Below are 17,122 nucleotides of genomic sequence, written 5' to 3'. Positions count from 1 at the left end.
TTTAATTCATTTATGTTACTCATGCATTTTCATTCAAAGAGAAAGATGTGATCACTTGCACTTGGTAAAATAGTGATGATTAGCTGATTTAATGAGAGATATGCAGCTCAATACTTTAGCTTGAGCTGCACAATCCTTTAAATTTGAGCCTGACTTAACTGCCCATTCACCAGACGATTAATCTGTAGCGGATTACTATCTTTTAACGCATCGGGTAACAATACTTGTGGCGTATTCTGGAAACAGACTGGACGTAAGAAACGTTCAATTGCGCCCGTACCGACCGACGTTCCACGCGCATCACTGGTTGCAGGGAAAGGGCCACCATGCACCATCGCATCAGATACCTCAACTCCTGTCGGGAAACCATTAAACAATACACGACCCGCTTTACCAGTTAACAAGTGAAGAAGCTCACCTGCTTTAGATAATTCATTTTCATCGCCAATAATCGTTGCTGTAAGCTGCCCGCCTAAAGCCTCAATCCCTTTTAACAAAGTCGCTTCATCGTCCACGCCAATCACAATGGACATTGGCCCGAAAACTTCATGCTGTAGTTTTGGGTTGCCTGACAATAAAACCGATTGATCCGCTTTAAATAGATGGGCTTTTGCTTGAGAAATGAGCTCAGCATCTTGTCCTGTCGCAATCACTTCAAAACCAGCTTCACTGTTTAAAGCATCAATGCCTTGACGGTAGCTTTTTAAAGTTCCTTCATTCAGCATGACCTGTGGCACAGCTTTTTGCGTACTTTCAGCTAAAGCTGCTACGAAACTGTCAAATTCAGGACCTTGTACGCCTAAAATTAACCCTGGTTTTGTACAGAACTGACCACATCCCATATTAAACGAGGCAACCGTGTCCTGAGCGATTTGTTCACCACGAGAACTCAGCGCTTGAGATAAAACCACGACTGGGTTCACACTCGACATTTCAGCAAAGAATGGAATTGGCTGAGGACGGCTCTGCGCAAGGTTATAAAGTGCCATTCCGCCTTCAAGAGATCCTGTAAAACCAGCAGCTTGAATCAGTGGATGTTCTACCAAGTTTGCACCAACACGAGATCCAAAAATCATATTGAATGTGCCTTTAGGCATATCACAAACTTCAATTGCTTTTTCAATGGCTTCTGCAACAAGCTCGGCAGTCGCCATATGTCCAGAATGTGCTTTAAACACAACTGGACATCCTGCAGCTAAAGCAGCCACGGTATCTCCGCCTGCGGTTGAAAATGCGAGAGGGAAATTACTCGCACCAAACACAGCAACTGGTCCTACTCCAACTTTGTATTGACGCAAATCAACACGTGCTAAAGGTTTACGATCTGGCAATGCCACATCGATACGAGCACCGTAAAAATCGCCGCGGCCTAAAAGTTCAGCAAATAGTCGAAGCTGACCAGTAACACGGCCGGTTTCCCCTTGAAGACGAGCAAGCGGCAAGCCTGTTTCAAGTGAAGCGACTTCTTGCAAATTCGCACCTAACGCCTCAATTTGACGAGCAATTTCTTCAAGGAAAGAGGCACGTTGCGCTTGAGATGTTTGGCTATAAACTGAAAAAGCGTTATGCGCAGCTTGAGCAGCTTGATCCACCTCTTCAAGTGTTGCCTGACTAAAAACATAACCAGTTGGTTGATAGTCTTTTGCACCCACACTTTCTAGAGCGGGTGTATTTGCAGCAACGCGTTGACCATTAATAAACTGTTGACCATTATTTTTACTCATTTTAAAGCTCCAATGCCTAAACAGATAGAATTATTGCGGACCAAGTGTCGCAATGAGAGCAGCCAAATCTTCATAGTCTGCAGGAGTTAAATCACTTAATGGTGGACGTACTGGACCAGCATCATGTCCAACAATTTTGGCGCCTGCCTTAATCATGCTGACGGCATAACCTGATTTACGGTCGCGAATTTTAATCAGCGGCAAGAAGAAATCTTTAATTAAGCGATTAGTTGTTTCAAAGTCATCACTGCGAAGTGCGTTATAAAACTCCATTGCAGTCTTTGGAATAAAGTTAAATACAGCTGATGAATAAACTGGGCAACCTAAGGCTTTATATGGCGCTGCAAAAACCTCTGCTGTTGGCAAGCCACCTAAATATGACAAACGGTCACCCATCGTTTGAGTCACTGCCGTCATCATATCGATTTGACCAGAGCTGTCTTTAAAGCCAATTAAGTTCGGGCACATCTCAGCTAACTTTTGGATTGAATCGAGATTTAATCTTGAAACGCTACGGTTATAAAAAATTACGCCAAAGTCGACTGAATTACAGACTTGCTTAACGTGTTCGATCAAACCTTCTTGGCTTGCTTCAGTTAAGTAATGCGGCATTAACAAAATACCGTGTGCACCTAAACGCTCTGCTTCTTTTGCCTGTTCAATCGCTTGACGTGTCGGACCACCCGCCCCAGCAATAATCGGTACACTGCCTTTACAAGTATCAACCGCTGTTTTAATTACGTCAGCGTATTCATTGCCAGTTAACGAGAAAAACTCACCTGTACCACCCGCAGCAAATAATGCACTTGCGCCATAAGGCGCTAACCATTCAAGACGTTTTGCATAAGAAGATTTATTAAAGTCCCCATTTTGGTCAAAGTCGGTCACTGGAAAAGAAAGAAGACCATCAGAAACAATGTTTTTTAACTCAAGAGCATCCATTATAAAATATCCATCTGCGTTTATGTTGTCAGACATCTTACATCATAAGTTTTCTTCTGATCAATATCTTTTTCCCCTGAAAGTTTAAAATTTTAAAAAAGATTAATTTTTTCCAAAATATGACAACACAACTACTTGTTTTATAAAATATTTAAAAAACTTTTACTGAAAAAGCGAATAAATAGACATAAAAAAGCTGCTCGTATGAGCAGCAAAGTTTGCAAACAATCAAAAAAGCAAATTATCTAGACATCGCTAAAAATTAACGAACCAGACAGGGCTTTTTATTATTAAACGACCAGTTAGGAATTAAATATTGCATTGCATCGGCATCATTACGAGCTCCTAAACCTTTTAATTTATACAGCTCATGGGCTTGATTAATTCGATCCCAGTCCAGCTCAACCCCAAGTCCTGGAGCTGTTGGCACCTGAATTTTACCGTCTTTAATTTCAAGCGGCTCTTTCGTTAGCTGATCTGTACCTTCTTGCCAAATCCAGTGCGTATCAATTGCCGTTACCTTGCCTACCGCCGCGGCTGCAACATGGGTAAACATCGCAAGTGAAATATCGAAGTGATTATTAGAATGCGAACCCCACGTTAAATTGTACATATTGCAGAGCTGTGAAACTCGAACCGAGCCTTCCAATGTCCAGAAATGTGGATCAGCCAAAGGAATATCAACGGCTTGCAATTGTATACTATGCGACATTTCGCGCCAGTCGGTCGCAATCATATTGGTCGCTGTGGGTAAACCTGTGGCACGTTTAAACTCGGCCATAATTTCACGACTTGAATAACCTTGTTCTGCTCCGCACGGGTCTTCTGCATAGGCCAACACACCTTTAAGGTGTTTACCTAAAGCAATGGCTTCGTCTAAAAACCATGCGCCGTTTGGATCAAGCGTCACACGCGCTTCTGGAAAACGGCGCGCGATAGCTGTAACAGCTTCAGCTTCTTGTTCGCCCTGTAATACACCACCTTTTAATTTAAAGTCTTTAAAACCATAACGGTCATAAGATGCTTCTGCTAAACGCTGTACAGCCTCAGGCGTTAACGCTTTTTCATGACGGACTTGGTACCAGTCATGCTTTAGATGTGGTGAGGTCGCATAGTCTAATGAAGTCTGTTTTCGGTCACCGATAAAGAATAAATATCCGAGAACTTCAACTTCACTACGTTGCTGACCTTCACCTAATAAGCTCGCAACGTTCACATTTAAATGCTTACCCAGTAAATCAAGTAGTGCCGACTCATAAGCCGTTACAACATGAATCGTAGTTCGTAAATCAAAGGTCTGATTGCCACGTCCACCGCTGTCACGGTCTGCGAAGGTCTGCTGAATTTTTTTAAGTAGATTTTTATATTCGCCAATCGGCTGCCCTTCTACCAAGGCTTTAGCATCATTTAATGTCGCTAAAATTTTTTCTCCGCCCGGAATTTCGCCTACCCCAATATTTCCAGAATTATCCTCAATAATAAGTATGTTACGAGTGAAATACGGTCCATGAGCGCCACTCAAATTGAGCAGCATACTGTCATGTCCAGCAACGGGAATTGCTCGAATTGATCTAACGATAGGTGTAGAGGTCGCCATTAAAATACTCCTTGGCATATTGAAATTATTTTCATTTGTAAAACTTATAAGACATCATATGACTTGTCAATATAATGCATCGAAAAATTATTTTTATCAGCCTACTTGCCAAAATAATATTTTTAATCATATGATGTCATACATCTAAGGCGCGGTTTAGAATAGGACTTTAGGATAGAGACAGAAATTTCATTTCTCCTTTATCCTATCGATGAATTTGACATGACGTCACCTATTTCACGGATATGCAAATAGGTCGATTATTAAAAGAGTTTGTATATGGATAATTTGCAAACAAATCTTGCTGCTGTGAGTCAGCCAAGAGCAAAACATAATAAAACGCGCTATTACATTTTAGCGATGATTTTTTTAGTTACTTCATTAAATTACGGTGATCGGGCGACGCTTTCGATGGCTGCCGCCCCGATGTCGCAAGAGCTTGGTTTAAGCACTGTGACCATGGGATATATCTTCTCTGCATTTGGCTGGGCATATGTCATTGGTCAAATTCCAGGTGGATGGTTACTCGACAAATTCGGTGCACGGAGAGTTTATTTCTGGAGCATTCTGCTCTGGTCATTTTTCACGATTCTCTTAGGCTTTGTCGATATTTTAGGTTCTATCCCTCTTATTATTGCTTCATTATTTATCTTACGTTTCTTGGTTGGATTATCTGAAAGTCCTGCATTTCCGGGCAATAGTCAGATTGTCGCAGCGTGGTTTCCAACCAAAGAACGCGGAACTGCCGCAGCGATATTTAACTCGGCTCAATATTTTGCCACTGTCATATTTGCACCATTCATGGGATGGCTGGTTGCCCATATTCATTGGCAATCTGTGTTTTGGATTATGGGTGGACTAGGCATTGTGATTGCTTTTATCTGGTTAAAAGTCATTTATAGCCCAGAAAAGCATCCTACGATTAACTCAGATGAATTCAAATATTTACAAGCAGGCGGCGCCATTACCAGCATGGGTGAAAATCAGCTTAAAGTTGCTGATGAAAACAACAAGATGAATTTTAAAAATATTAAGAAACTGCTCTCTTCTCGTATGCTTCTCGGTATTTTTATTGCTCAATATTGTATTACCTGCTTAACCTATTTCTTTATTACTTGGTTCCCTGTTTACCTTGTAAAAGAACGCCACATGTCGATTTTAGAAGCTGGTTTTGCGGCTGTATTACCGGCGCTTTGTGGATTTATTGGTGGTGTATTAGGAGGAGTAATTTCCGACAAACTCATCAAGATGAATAAATCTCTGACCTTCTCTCGCAAATTCCCCATTATTTTTGGCATGCTGCTCTCAACCAGTATCGTGGTTTGTAACTATGTCGATTCGCAAACAGCCATATTGTTCTTCATGTCACTGGCCTTTTTTGGCAAAGGTTTTGGAGCCTTAGGTTGGGCGGTTATGTCGGATGTCGCACCAAAAGAAATGGTTGGTTTATCGGGTGGGTTATTCAATACCTTCGGCAATACAGCGGGCATTGTGATCCCTATTGCGATTGGCTATATCATCAATTCGACAGGCTCTTTCAATGGTGCACTTGTTTTTGTAGGTATACATGCGGTCATCGCAATTATTTGCTACCTGTTTATGGTCGGCAAAATCCAGCGCTTCGAGTTAAAACCTACCTCTTAAAATTTTAGGTCATAACGTTTAAAGAAACTAAGCGTTATGACTCCCTCTTCAAATGTATACAAGGAACGATCATGCTGAAGCCTCTCCTCATAAAAATTAGTCCTCTTGATAATGTAGCCATTGTAGTAAATGACGGAGGGTTACCAACCTCTACACCTATTGAAGAATACCAACTCACCTTGGTTGATCATGTACCACAGGGACATAAAGTTTTATTAGAGTCATTAAAGCAAGGTGAAGCAATTGTTCGTTATGGCGAAGTTATTGGCTATGCCAATAAAGATTTACCCGCGGGTTCTTGGGTAAATGAAGCTGTTACCGAAATGCCTGAGGCACCTGAGCTAGAGGATCTTGAGTTAGCAACTCGTCCTGATCCAAAGCTTCCAGCCTTGAGCGGATATACATTTAAAGGTTATAAAAATAAGGATGGCAGCGTCGGCACAAAGAATATTTTAGGTATTACGACCAGTGTGAATTGTGTCGAAGGTATTGTCGATTATGTCGTTAAAATTATTGAACGTGATTTACTTCCTAAATATCCAAATGTAGATGGTGTAGTCGGATTAAACCATTTATATGGTTGTGGTGTGGCAATTGATGCACCTGCTGCAATTGTTCCTATTCGTACAATTCATAATCTTGCACTCAACCCTAATTTTGGTGGAGAAATTATGGTTGTGAGTCTGGGCTGCGAAAAAATGCAACCCGAACGACTTTTAAATATTCCTAAAGAAAACAAATATATTCCCCTAGCAAACGAAGATATTATTCAGTTGCAAGATGAACGCCACAACGGTTTTGAAAGTATGGTCAACCATATTTTATCCGTGGCAGAACAACACCTTGAAAAGCTTAATCAACGTACTCGAGAAGAAGTTCCAGCATCTCATTTGGTTGTAGGCATGCAATGTGGCGGTAGTGATGCATTTTCTGGAGTCACCTCTAACCCTGCCGTTGGTTTCGCAGCTGACCTGATTGTACAGTGTGGCGGTACAGTCATGTTCTCTGAAGTTACGGAAGTCCGAGATGGTATTCACTTACTCACTCCACGTGCAGCAAGTGAACAAGTTGCCAAAGATCTAATTCGGGAAATGAAATGGTACGATGACTATTTAGCAGCAGGCCAAGTAGACCGAAGTGCCAACACCACACCAGGTAATAAAAAAGGTGGGTTGAATAACATTGTAGAAAAAGCGATGGGATCGATCGCCAAATCGGGTCGCTCACCGATTGTAGAAGTTCTCGCACCAGGTCAAAGACCGACTAAAAAAGGTTTAATCTTTGCGGCAACCCCTTCAAGCGACTTTATCTGTGGTACGCAGCAAATGGCCTCTGGAATTACAGTTCAAGTATTCACAACGGGCCGCGGTACACCTTATGGGTTGGCTGCCGTGCCGGTCATTAAAATGGCAAGTCGAAACAATATTGCAAACCGTTGGTATGACCTGATTGATATCAGTGCTGGCGATATCGCCATTGGGAAGAAAACCATTGAAGAAGTAGGTTGGGAACTTTTTGAACTGATTTTACAAGTGGCGAGTGGAGAGCAACAAACATGGTCAGACCGTTGGGGTATCCATAATTCACTCGCTGTATTTAACCCAGCACCAGTGACCTAATAAAGTTTAAAAGATGAGGCATATCACCTCATCTTTTTCACATTTCCCATATTAATTACGGCACATTTCCCTCAAACCAATCACTGCTGCTAAAATAATCCTGAAAACCAAGAACTCATTTGTATATGCAAAACCAGTCTGCTCCGACACAGCCCTCGACTCAAATTGGAAAAGCCTTGCTTTGTCTTTTGACATCAGCATTTTTGTTTTCCATTATGGGAGTGTGCATTCGTTTTGCTTCGCAAACCGTAGACAATGCCACAGTTGTGTTTTTTAGAAATGCAGTGGGTTTATTTATTTTTATCCCAATGCTGTTTAAACAAGGATTAGACTTCGTTAAAACAGATAAACTCTGGATGCACACTTGGCGAAGTTTGGTTGGTCTTGCTGCAATGTATGGTTTTTTCTATGCCATTGCCAACCTAAAACTCTCGAATGCTATGGTTTTCAGCTATTCCTCTCCTATTTTTATTCCACTGATTGCATGGCTTTTTTTAAAAGAAAAAATCACTAAATCAATGATTTTTGCTGCTCTTATCGGGTTGATTGGAGTTTTATTTGTTGCCAAACCCGATCAAGGCTTATTTAACGCGTTGTCTTTTATTGGCATAGGTGCGTGCTTTTTATCAGCCATGGCCTTTGTTACCGTAAGAGCCTTAACCAGTACAGAGCCACCTGAACGAATTGTATTTTACTTCTGCATTTTTGGTAGTTTAATTTCATCTATTCCAATGTTCTGGCACTGGCGTATTTTCACTTGGCACGAATTAAGCCTGCTCATTGCCGCAGGACTTTTAGCAAACATTAGCCAACTTTTTATGTCGTATGCTTATAGCTTAGCGCCAGCAGGACAAATTGGCCCAATGAATTATATTGCTATTATTTTTGCAGGGATTTGGGGATTTATTTTTTGGCATGAATTACCCGATCTGTTCAGTATTATTGGCATATGTATTATTTTATTTGCAATACTGCTTTGCAGCCCAAGATTTAGAAAGTAATTTACTGATTATTAAAAGTTAATGGATTGGGTTCTTTAATATTCAAATTCATTTATTGATTTAATTAAATACTATTCTTAATGCCTATCAAAAACCTATCCAATAAAAAAGCCACTTAGAATAAGTGGCTTTTTTATAGAGAATTTTGGTGGAGATGGCGGGAGTTGAACCCGCGTCCGCCAGCATTACGCTCGAGAATACTACATGCTTAGATATCGTCTATTGTTTTAACACTAAGCGACCCGACGAACAGGGTACAAAGCGCGATCCTCTAAGTTTGGTATAAAGCCCCGAGGCTTGACTCTATACGGACTTGTGTGCGTGCGCTTCAGTCGGGTTCACTGACCACAAGTATTCAGTGAAGCGGACAAGCTGCCCTTAGGCAGCTAGAGCGTATGATTCGTCGTTTGCGACTATTAAAATGCAAATTTTATTTACGAGAGAAAATGCGCTCTCGGCATGCATCTATGAGTTTCATCACCAGCGTCGAAGCCAGAAACATCCCCAAAGTACAGCGCAATCATAACATAGATCGTTAGAATTTAAATCTTAATTTCTAACCAATCAGCAAAATATACGCTTATTCTTCTATATTGTGACTGCACTTTATTTTTCAAGTTCAAAATTGAAAAGCCGCCACAAGGACAGCTTTTTTGAATTTTACCTATAGTGCGCCATTACCTAACACAATGCCCTCACGGCGTGGATCGACTCCACCCGCATATTTGCTTTGATTATCAATATTCACTTTCATAATCGTCGCAATCCCACTGGTTTGAGCGGTATTGGAAATACCATGTCCTTTTACTTTCAACGCATCAATCAGTTCAAGTAAGGACAACTGGTCATTCGAGCTATCAATATTGGTATTGGGACTATTGGTCGCCCCAAAGTTCACCAAAGACGTGGCTTGTTGTGCGTTCAAATTCCAGTCCAATGCACCGACCAGCGTTTTTACTACATATTGAATAATCGTGCCGCCACCCGGTGAACCTGTTGCCATATAAAAATCACCAGGTGCTGTTCCTTTAAATACCAGCGTTGGTGCCATGGTGCTGCGTGGACGCTTACCACCTTCTACCCGATTCGCCAATAATGCACCGGTTTGATCAACAGGATTGGCACTAAAATCAGTTAACTGGTTGGATAACAGGAAGCCATCTACCATATGGAATGAACCCATACTTGCTTCTACTGTCGATGTCATTGAAACCACATTGCCATACGCATCGACAATCGTGAATTGAGTTGTACCATGTTCAACCGTCTTATCAATCCCTGCATTGGAATCGAATTGGCCTGCTGGTGCAACGCCCATACTTTGATCTGGATTGATCAATGCCGCACGTTGTTTCAGATAGTTTTTGTCAATCAGACTAGCAATGCCCTTCGCAGGTAAAGGCACAAAATCTGTGTCTGCTACATATTTATCGCGGTCTGCATAAGCCAGTCGTTCCGTTTCAGAAACTAAATGTACGCCCATGACATCAGGGATCCCACCTTCATTCTCTGGATTTTTAGGCGGGTATTTACTCATCTCAAAGTTTTCTAAAATGCCCAGCGTTTGTGCAACCGCGATCCCACCTGATGATGGCGGTGGCATGGTACATACATAGTAACTGTCTCTGTAAGTGGTACAGATTGGCGTCCGTTTTTTAACTTGATAATTGGATAAGTCCTGTAAGGTCATCAAGCTTGGGGTAATTGGGGTACGGGCTGCATCATCCCCGACAGTTTGCCCTGCCTTAGCCACAATATTTTTCGCCATCGGCCCGCTGTACATGGCTTTCGCACCTTGGGTTGCAAGTGTTTCTAGCGTTTTGGCATAGGCTTTATTGGTCATGGTTTCACCCACTTTACGCGGTGTACCATCTGGATAAAAGTAGGTTGCGACTGCATTTGCATCGAGCGCCAGATGAGCGGCATTACTTGCAATTGCATCGGCCAGCCGTCCAGGAATACGGAAGCCATGATCTGCCAATACAATGGCTTGATCAAAAAGCTGATCCCATTTCAGTTTGCCATGTTCCTGTTGTGCCTGTTCCAGCAAACGCATTACCCCAGGCACACCAATAGAACGGCCACTGCGACGGGCACTCGGCACAGGTGCGGGAGATTCTGGATCATGTATATCCTGTCGAACCAGATAATATTCATTGGCAGCAGCAGGTGCAGTTTCCCGTCCATCATAGGCGGTAACCGTTTTGCTTTCTGCATCGTAATACATCATGAAACCACTGCCCGCAATGGTACTGGATTGTGGCTCCACCAAACCTAACACCGCTTGTACAGCTACAGCGGCATCCACCGCAGTTCCACCCGCTTTTAAAATTTCACATCCAGCTTTTACTGCCAATGGCGTATTCGCCACCACCATATATTTATCGGCATATTTGACTGTATTGTTTAAACGATAACCCGATGCACCTTCTGGTGCCGCAGGATCACCATTCTGATCCGAACCGACCACAATACTCGAGCCATCTTCTGCCAGTTTGCTACAACTACTTGGGTCCTGATCAATAATCAGATTAGGTTTTGAAGGTTGGCCTGTATTTGAGTCTTTGCCTGATTGATCTGATGAGGAATCATTCCCACATCCCTGTAATAAACCAACAGCCAATAAACTGCTGAAAAAAAATGAATATCTATGATTCACGTGATAACTCCATTATATATACCTGCCTATCCATGCAATTGCCATGCTAGTTTATTTATTCTCAGGTATAGAGGTTTTAATCTTTGATAAAAATAAATTTTTAATAATATTCAATGATTCTAGACTTTATCTCCTAAGCCCAGTAATATCCCTCCGTGTGATTACAATGCAATCCTTATCGCTTTCAACTGGATTCTGGCATGCTTTCTCTAGAAAAAAATAGGCAAAATCTATCAATTACAGCTTAAAACACTATTTTTATACATAAAAAAGCACCTCAGAAGAGATGCTTTTTTAGTTCATAATTTTTAGTGGGTCGGCATGCCACCCGTATTCCCTTTCGGTTTTGGACTCAGCCAGATCAAGGCACTGGCAAATACAAACACAATCGCCAACAGCATAAACACATGGTTGGCCGACATGGTAATCGCTTCTTTATCCACTAAATTGGCAATCACACCCAGCGTTGCATCAGGTGAGAATCCATTCTGAAGCAGACTATTTTGGACTTCTTGCGGATGCAGATTATTGACCATTTCGCTACGTGCGACTTTGGCATGATCATCCCAAATGGTGACTGCAATCGACGCACCAATCGCACCAGCCATAGTTCGAAGGAAGTTCATTAAGCCTGCGGCAGATGCCATTTCTTGTGGCAATACTGAGCCCATTGCAATATTCGACAACGGAATAAAGAAGAATGGCACCGCAAAACCTTGCAGGATTTGAGGCCACGCCAAGGCCATAAAGTCAGCATCAGTCACCCAGAATGCACGCATCAGAGTGACAACGCCAAGCAAGGCCAACCCAAAACTTGCCAATGCCCGCGGATCATATTTGGTCGATAACTTCGCCACAATCGGAGACATGGTTAAACTACCAAAGCCCATCGTGGCAGTGAGATAACCCGCCCATGTCGCGGTATAGCCCAGATTGATCTGCAACCACTGTGGAATGAGTACGATACTGCCAAAGAAGGAACCGAAGCCAAAGGCCAACGCCAGTACCGAAACAGCAAAGCCCCGATGCCTGAACACATAAAGATTGACCACCGGGTGCTTTTCGGTCAGCTCCCAGATCATAAAGACAATAAAGCCTACTGCTGCGACCAGCGCCAGAATAATGATGCTGGTGTTATTAAACCAGTCTCGTTCATGTCCGAGATCCAGCATTAATTGCAGTGCGCCAATCCACAACACCAATAAACCTAGACCAATAGCATCAATCCGTAGTTTTTCGGTTTTGGTTTCAGCCACAGACAATAAGCGTATGGCAGCTAAGGTACAGACAATACCAACTGGAATATTAATGAAGAATATCCAGTGCCAAGACAAATTATCACTGATCAAGCCCCCGAGGATCGGCCCTAAAATTGGCCCAATAACCGTGGTCATCGCCCAAAGCCCCATTGCCTGAGCATGCTTTTCTGGTGGGAAAATTCGCATGAGCAAGGTTTGACTGAGCGGCATCAGTGGGCCACCACAAAGACCTTGTCCAATTCGGAAAAACACCAACATTTCCAGTGAAGTCGCTAAACCACAAAGGAATGAGAAAATGGTGAAACCAATCAATCCGAAGACAAATACCCGAACCGTACCAAAACGTCCTGCCAGCCAACCTGTTAAAGGGACACAAATTGCTTCTGCAACAGCATAAGAAGTAATGACCCATGTCCCTTGAGAGCTAGAAACTGCAAGGTTCCCTGTAATATGAGGCACAGAAACGTTAGCAATGGTGGTATCCAGTACCACCATAAAATTTGAAAGGGCGATCACAAAAGCTGCAAGCAGTAAGCGCCCACCACTGAGTTCTGCAAAAGGAGTTTGCGTTTTCATGGCTGATTACTTCGATGCGAGATCAATATCCGCTTGCATCGACAACCCGACGCGCAATGGATGTTGTGCAAGTTCTTTTGGATCAAGAGTAATACGTACGGGTAAACGCTGTACCACTTTAATCCAGTTGCCTGTCGCATTTTGTGCTGGAATCAAAGCAAATGCCGCCCCTGTTCCACCCGAGAAACCTTGCACAGTCCCGTGATACACCACATCATCGCCATAAAGATCTGATCGTAGCGTAACTTGCTGACCTTCTCTCACTTTCGCCAGTTGGCTTTCTTTAAAGTTTGCATCGACATACAGTGCAGATAAAGGCACCACCGACATCATGACTGTACCTGGTGCTACACGTTGACCAATCTGAATATTACGACGGGCAATCACACCATCCACAGGTGCACGAATCACGGTACGTTCCAAATCCAGCGCAGCTTGTTCTACATGAGCTTTTGCGACGAGCACATCTGGTGTTGACGCTTCATTTACCCCTTGAATCAAGGCTTCATTGGCAGCAAAGGTACTTTCAGCGGCTTTACGGCTAGAGGTTGCCTGAGCTAAACCTGCTTGAGCCAGCTCTAGACTGGCTTTTGCAGTCGAAACGGCACTTTGCGCTTTACTTAATTCTTCTTTAGAGATTGCACCTGTCGCAGCAAGCTCATTACGGCGTTTGAGTTCCAATGCCGCACGATCATAATCCGCTTGGGCTTTGGTCACTTGTGCTTGCGCACTGCTGATCTCATCATTACGCACAACAACCTGAGAGTTTAAAGAACTGCTATTTGCCTGAGTCTGCTTATATTGACGTTGTGCTTTGGCAAGTTCAGCTTGCGCCTGTGCTAATTGAATCTTGGCATCCCGCTCATCAACTCGCACCAGCACATCGCCTTTTTTTACCTGTTGGGTATCTTTCACCAATACTTCAGAAACTTGCCCACTCACCATTGAGGTAATTTGCGCTGTTTCAGCTCCCACATAAGCATTATCGGTACTGACAGAATGATTAAAGAATAACGCCCAGATGCCATACAGAATTGCAGCAAGAATGAGAATGAGCGCGAAAAATCCGAGAAATTTTTTACGTTTTGCTTTCATTGCATCATCTGATGCCGAATCTGAAGCAGCATCCTGTGGGTTGGCTTGAGCGTCAGTCATAAGTTATTCCTGAAAATTAAAGAGATTTTTAACTTTTGGTTTAATCAGCCGATCAGTTTAATTTTGAAAACTTAACTGAATGTTAAAAACCAAAGCGCAAAAAAATAGGAGCAAAAATTATTTCGCATTTTACCGATAAAAAATCATATGGCGAGATTAAAAAAAATAACTGATGCGTTCAATTCTTATAAATTGATATTTTATGAATGATTTAAAACTTAAAGTTTGGCTATTTAGCCATTGCACAAATCAATACCCTACGCTCGAGACCTGCATTTAACATACCTATAAAGCATAAAGATATATTCCCTACGGGCTTGTATATTTGCTTGAGTTTGCTCTAATGAAACAAGCTGGAACAGCATTTCTGTTCAATTGCCCTTCCAGAGAGCTAAGAATAAATACGCTCATTTATGGATCAAAATGGCATTTTTCTTGCTGCTAAAACAATAAGCACTTCGCTAGGTGAAAGGACTATGACATCACTCAGCCAAAACATGGATCTTATCCATCATTCGCATCAAGCCGATTTTGCACAAAATGTAATGTCGATGATTTGTGGCGAGCATCGTCTGGATACCTTGTGTCGGGAGACACTCGACTTTCATTATGACGGCATGCGACTTCCTCATAAAAAAATGGCGATCGGGACTATTAGTTATGGTGCCAACGTTGCAATCAACATTTCCAATCTAAAAGCCTATAGCATCAGCCTGCCGTTTCATGGCAAGCAAACACTGAGCATTCGTGGTGCCAAATATCAATCCGATGCGAATACTGGGCTCATCGTTTCCAATCAGGATTTACAGGACTTGGTTATTAATCAGGATTGTCAAAAGTTTCAGGTGGTGATTCCCGAAAAAAGTCTGCATCTGGTGCTATCAGAGCTCCTCAATCAACCACTTGAACAGGCGCTGGTCTTTAACCCTGAAATCTCGCTCAGCATGACTGGGCTGATGAAAGCTTGGTGGAATAACATTGAAAACTTTTTACAACTCAAATCACATTATGCAGACTTTTCGGGTTTGTCGATGTTTTCTGAAGACTATGAAAATTTTGTGATTAAAGCCCTGCTGCTGTCTCAGGAAAATAATTATTCTGCGGCATTGCATGACCGTAGCAATCAGATGGAGCCAGCATATATCCGAAAAGTGAAGAATTTTATTGTACAACACGCACAGGAATCCTTCGATGCCGAGAGTTTACAACGTTTGGCGGGTGTCTCTAAATCCAAACTGTATGAAGAGTTTCAACAATATTATGGACTCAGTCCAATGGCCTATTTACGTAAATATCGGCTTCAGCAAATCTATAAAATATTGAGTCATGCAAGTAAACAGCAAAAAATTTCCATTTCCAAACTCGCTTATGATTGGGGCTTTAATCACCTCAGCCGTTTTGCGCAAGAATACAAAGAGGAGTTTGGCGAAAAACCGAGTGAAACCCGAAATAAAATCTAGTGCGATGTATTCATAAAATCAAAGCCCAGTGTCAAAAAGCACTGGGCTTTTTTAACGTCTTAACTGGTGCTTAAGACAGGATTGGCTTTATTGTTTTGACGCATCGCTTTTAAACTTAACGCAATAAAGGCAATAAACGTCGGTAAGGCCAAGAGGTAGAAAATACCACCAAGGCTGATTTCATAGGTAAAGATATACGAACCGAAAAATGCCCCAAAAATTGCGCCAACTCGTCCAATCCCATGCATCCATGACACGCCGACTGCACGACACTGCGATGGATAAAATAAAGCAGCCAAAGGTAACAGTGACGATTGAGCGCCCGTCAACAAAGCACCAATCAGGAAAATGCTGATTCCGAGCAACAAAATACTTGAGCTGACGAAACCCGCAACGATAAACAGCATAAATGCCATTAAATATGCATATTTGATCACGATGGTTGGATTCAACTTATCCATATACCAGCCCATAATCACAGCACCGACCACTCCACCAAATGGGAAAATAGACGCAATCAAGCTAAATTGCTGGGTACTGAAACCAGCAGTTTTTAAAATCGTAGGCATCCAGCTGGTGAGTAGATAAAACACTAACAGGCTCATGAAACAGCACAGCCACAGCATGACTGATCCCCAGAGATATTTCGTTAATACGGTTTTGACTGGACTATCAGTATGATTGACATCGACTTGAGCTAACTCAATTTTGACGGCGTCAGCAAAAGCATGACCTTGAACTTTTTCCAGAATGCTTTGAGCTTTATTTTGCTGCTCTTTTTTAATCAGATACGGTACAGATTCTGGCAATTTCAAGATTAAAGCGACCACTAAAAATAAAGGAATAATCCCACCTAGAATTACCACTTTGGCCCAACCTAAATTTTCCAGTAAATAGGCCGACAACACCCCACCACAAGAAATGCCCAGCATAAAACCACAACCTGCCAGTCCCGTGAGGAAAGCTTTGCGTTTTGCAGGCATATATTCTGAAACGATAGTACTGATATTCGGCATGGCCGCGCCTAATCCAACGCCTGTGATGAAGCGGTAAATCATCAGGTCTTGTGTAGAAGAAGCAAAACCACACAGAATGGTAAATATAGAGAATAATAAAGTCGTGGACACAATCACGCCTTTACGTCCAAATTTATCCGCCAATGGCCCAGAAATAATCGCACCAATCGACATACCTACCAGTGCCGCACTCAGGACTGGCGCCAATTCAGGTTTACTAATCCCCCAGTCATCCAGTAACGCAGGCGCAATAAAACCGATAATCCCGGTATCCAAACCATCACAGAAAAACACCAGAAAGCCCAATGCAAAAACCAGCCATTGCAAGGGCGACAGCCGATCCCGATTGATCACATGATTCACATCAATTGTCTTCATTTTTATTCCCTTAAAGTAGATGTTTCAACGTATGCTCACGTTGAGATTTTTAATTTTTCAAACGGCTTATTTATCTTAAACAGGGGGATTTC

The 17,122-nt window shown here is 42.4% G+C and carries 11 protein-coding genes and 1 other RNA gene; 4 read left to right on the top strand and 8 right to left on the bottom strand.

The features are described from left to right. Positions 1 to 137: 137 nt before the first annotated feature. The 3 genes from PJ15_RS14635 to gudD form a co-directional block, all read right to left on the bottom strand. Positions 138 to 1,724, bottom strand: coding sequence for an aldehyde dehydrogenase (NADP(+)) (locus PJ15_RS14635; RefSeq protein WP_047432001.1), 1,587 nt, complete (start codon positions 1,722 to 1,724; stop codon positions 138 to 140). Between the two features lie 30 nt (positions 1,725 to 1,754). Further along, entirely contained in the window at positions 1,755 to 2,666 is a 912-nt protein-coding gene (gene kdgD, locus PJ15_RS14630) for a 5-dehydro-4-deoxyglucarate dehydratase (protein WP_005256467.1), read from the bottom strand. 262 nt (positions 2,667 to 2,928) lie between these two features. Beyond that, positions 2,929 to 4,263, bottom strand: coding sequence for a glucarate dehydratase (gudD, locus tag PJ15_RS14625; RefSeq protein ID WP_047431996.1), 1,335 nt, complete (start codon positions 4,261 to 4,263; stop codon positions 2,929 to 2,931). A 279-nt stretch (positions 4,264 to 4,542) separates the two neighbouring features. Here gudD and PJ15_RS14620 point away from each other — a divergent pair, with 279 nt between their 5' ends. The 3 genes from PJ15_RS14620 (at position 4,543) to PJ15_RS14610 (ending at position 8,527) form a co-directional block, all read left to right on the top strand. Next, positions 4,543 to 5,907 carry an MFS transporter gene (locus PJ15_RS14620; RefSeq protein ID WP_047431994.1) on the top strand — a complete coding sequence of 455 codons (1,365 nt, stop codon included), beginning with the start codon at positions 4,543 to 4,545 and terminating at the stop codon, positions 5,905 to 5,907. 71 nt (positions 5,908 to 5,978) lie between these two features. Next, positions 5,979 to 7,526 carry a galactarate dehydratase gene (garD, locus tag PJ15_RS14615; RefSeq protein WP_047431991.1) on the top strand — a complete coding sequence of 516 codons (1,548 nt, stop codon included), beginning with the start codon at positions 5,979 to 5,981 and terminating at the stop codon, positions 7,524 to 7,526. A 125-nt stretch (positions 7,527 to 7,651) separates the two neighbouring features. Beyond that, entirely contained in the window at positions 7,652 to 8,527 is an 876-nt protein-coding gene (locus PJ15_RS14610; RefSeq protein ID WP_047431988.1) for a DMT family transporter, read from the top strand. A gap of 146 nt (positions 8,528 to 8,673) precedes the next feature. Here PJ15_RS14610 and ssrA read toward each other — a convergent pair. The 4 genes from ssrA to PJ15_RS14595 all read right to left on the bottom strand — a co-directional run bounded on the left by ssrA (position 8,674) and on the right by PJ15_RS14595 (position 14,176). Beyond that, positions 8,674 to 9,033: a transfer-messenger RNA gene (gene ssrA / locus PJ15_RS18465) on the bottom strand. 158 nt (positions 9,034 to 9,191) lie between these two features. Then, positions 9,192 to 11,186 (bottom strand): gamma-glutamyltransferase, encoded by a 1,995-nt coding sequence (ggt, locus tag PJ15_RS14605; RefSeq protein ID WP_047431985.1) that lies wholly within the window; start codon positions 11,184 to 11,186, stop codon positions 9,192 to 9,194. Positions 11,187 to 11,494: 308 nt separating this feature from the next. Further along, positions 11,495 to 13,021, bottom strand: a complete 1,527-nt coding sequence (locus tag PJ15_RS14600) for a DHA2 family efflux MFS transporter permease subunit (protein ID WP_047431981.1) — start codon at positions 13,019 to 13,021, stop codon at positions 11,495 to 11,497. Positions 13,022 to 13,027: 6 nt separating this feature from the next. Further along, positions 13,028 to 14,176 carry an HlyD family efflux transporter periplasmic adaptor subunit gene (locus PJ15_RS14595; protein ID WP_005256433.1) on the bottom strand — a complete coding sequence of 383 codons (1,149 nt, stop codon included), beginning with the start codon at positions 14,174 to 14,176 and terminating at the stop codon, positions 13,028 to 13,030. Positions 14,177 to 14,652: 476 nt separating this feature from the next. Between PJ15_RS14595 and PJ15_RS14590 the strand changes: the two genes are divergently transcribed. Beyond that, positions 14,653 to 15,636, top strand: coding sequence for an AraC family transcriptional regulator (locus PJ15_RS14590; RefSeq protein ID WP_047431979.1), 984 nt, complete (start codon positions 14,653 to 14,655; stop codon positions 15,634 to 15,636). A gap of 59 nt (positions 15,637 to 15,695) precedes the next feature. On the opposite strand, the gene PJ15_RS14585 is transcribed toward PJ15_RS14590, so the two are convergent. Further along, complete coding sequence (locus PJ15_RS14585) at positions 15,696 to 17,030, bottom strand: MFS transporter (RefSeq protein ID WP_047431976.1); 1,335 nt, start codon at positions 17,028 to 17,030, stop codon at positions 15,696 to 15,698. Between the last annotated feature and the right edge of the window lie 92 nt (positions 17,031 to 17,122).

The sequence above is a fragment of the Acinetobacter sp. neg1 genome, assembly GCF_000788125.1.
Classification (GTDB): domain Bacteria; phylum Pseudomonadota; class Gammaproteobacteria; order Pseudomonadales; family Moraxellaceae; genus Acinetobacter; species Acinetobacter vivianii.
The sequence above is the reverse complement of the archived record's forward strand: the minus strand, read 5'-3'. Positions and strand labels throughout refer to the sequence as shown.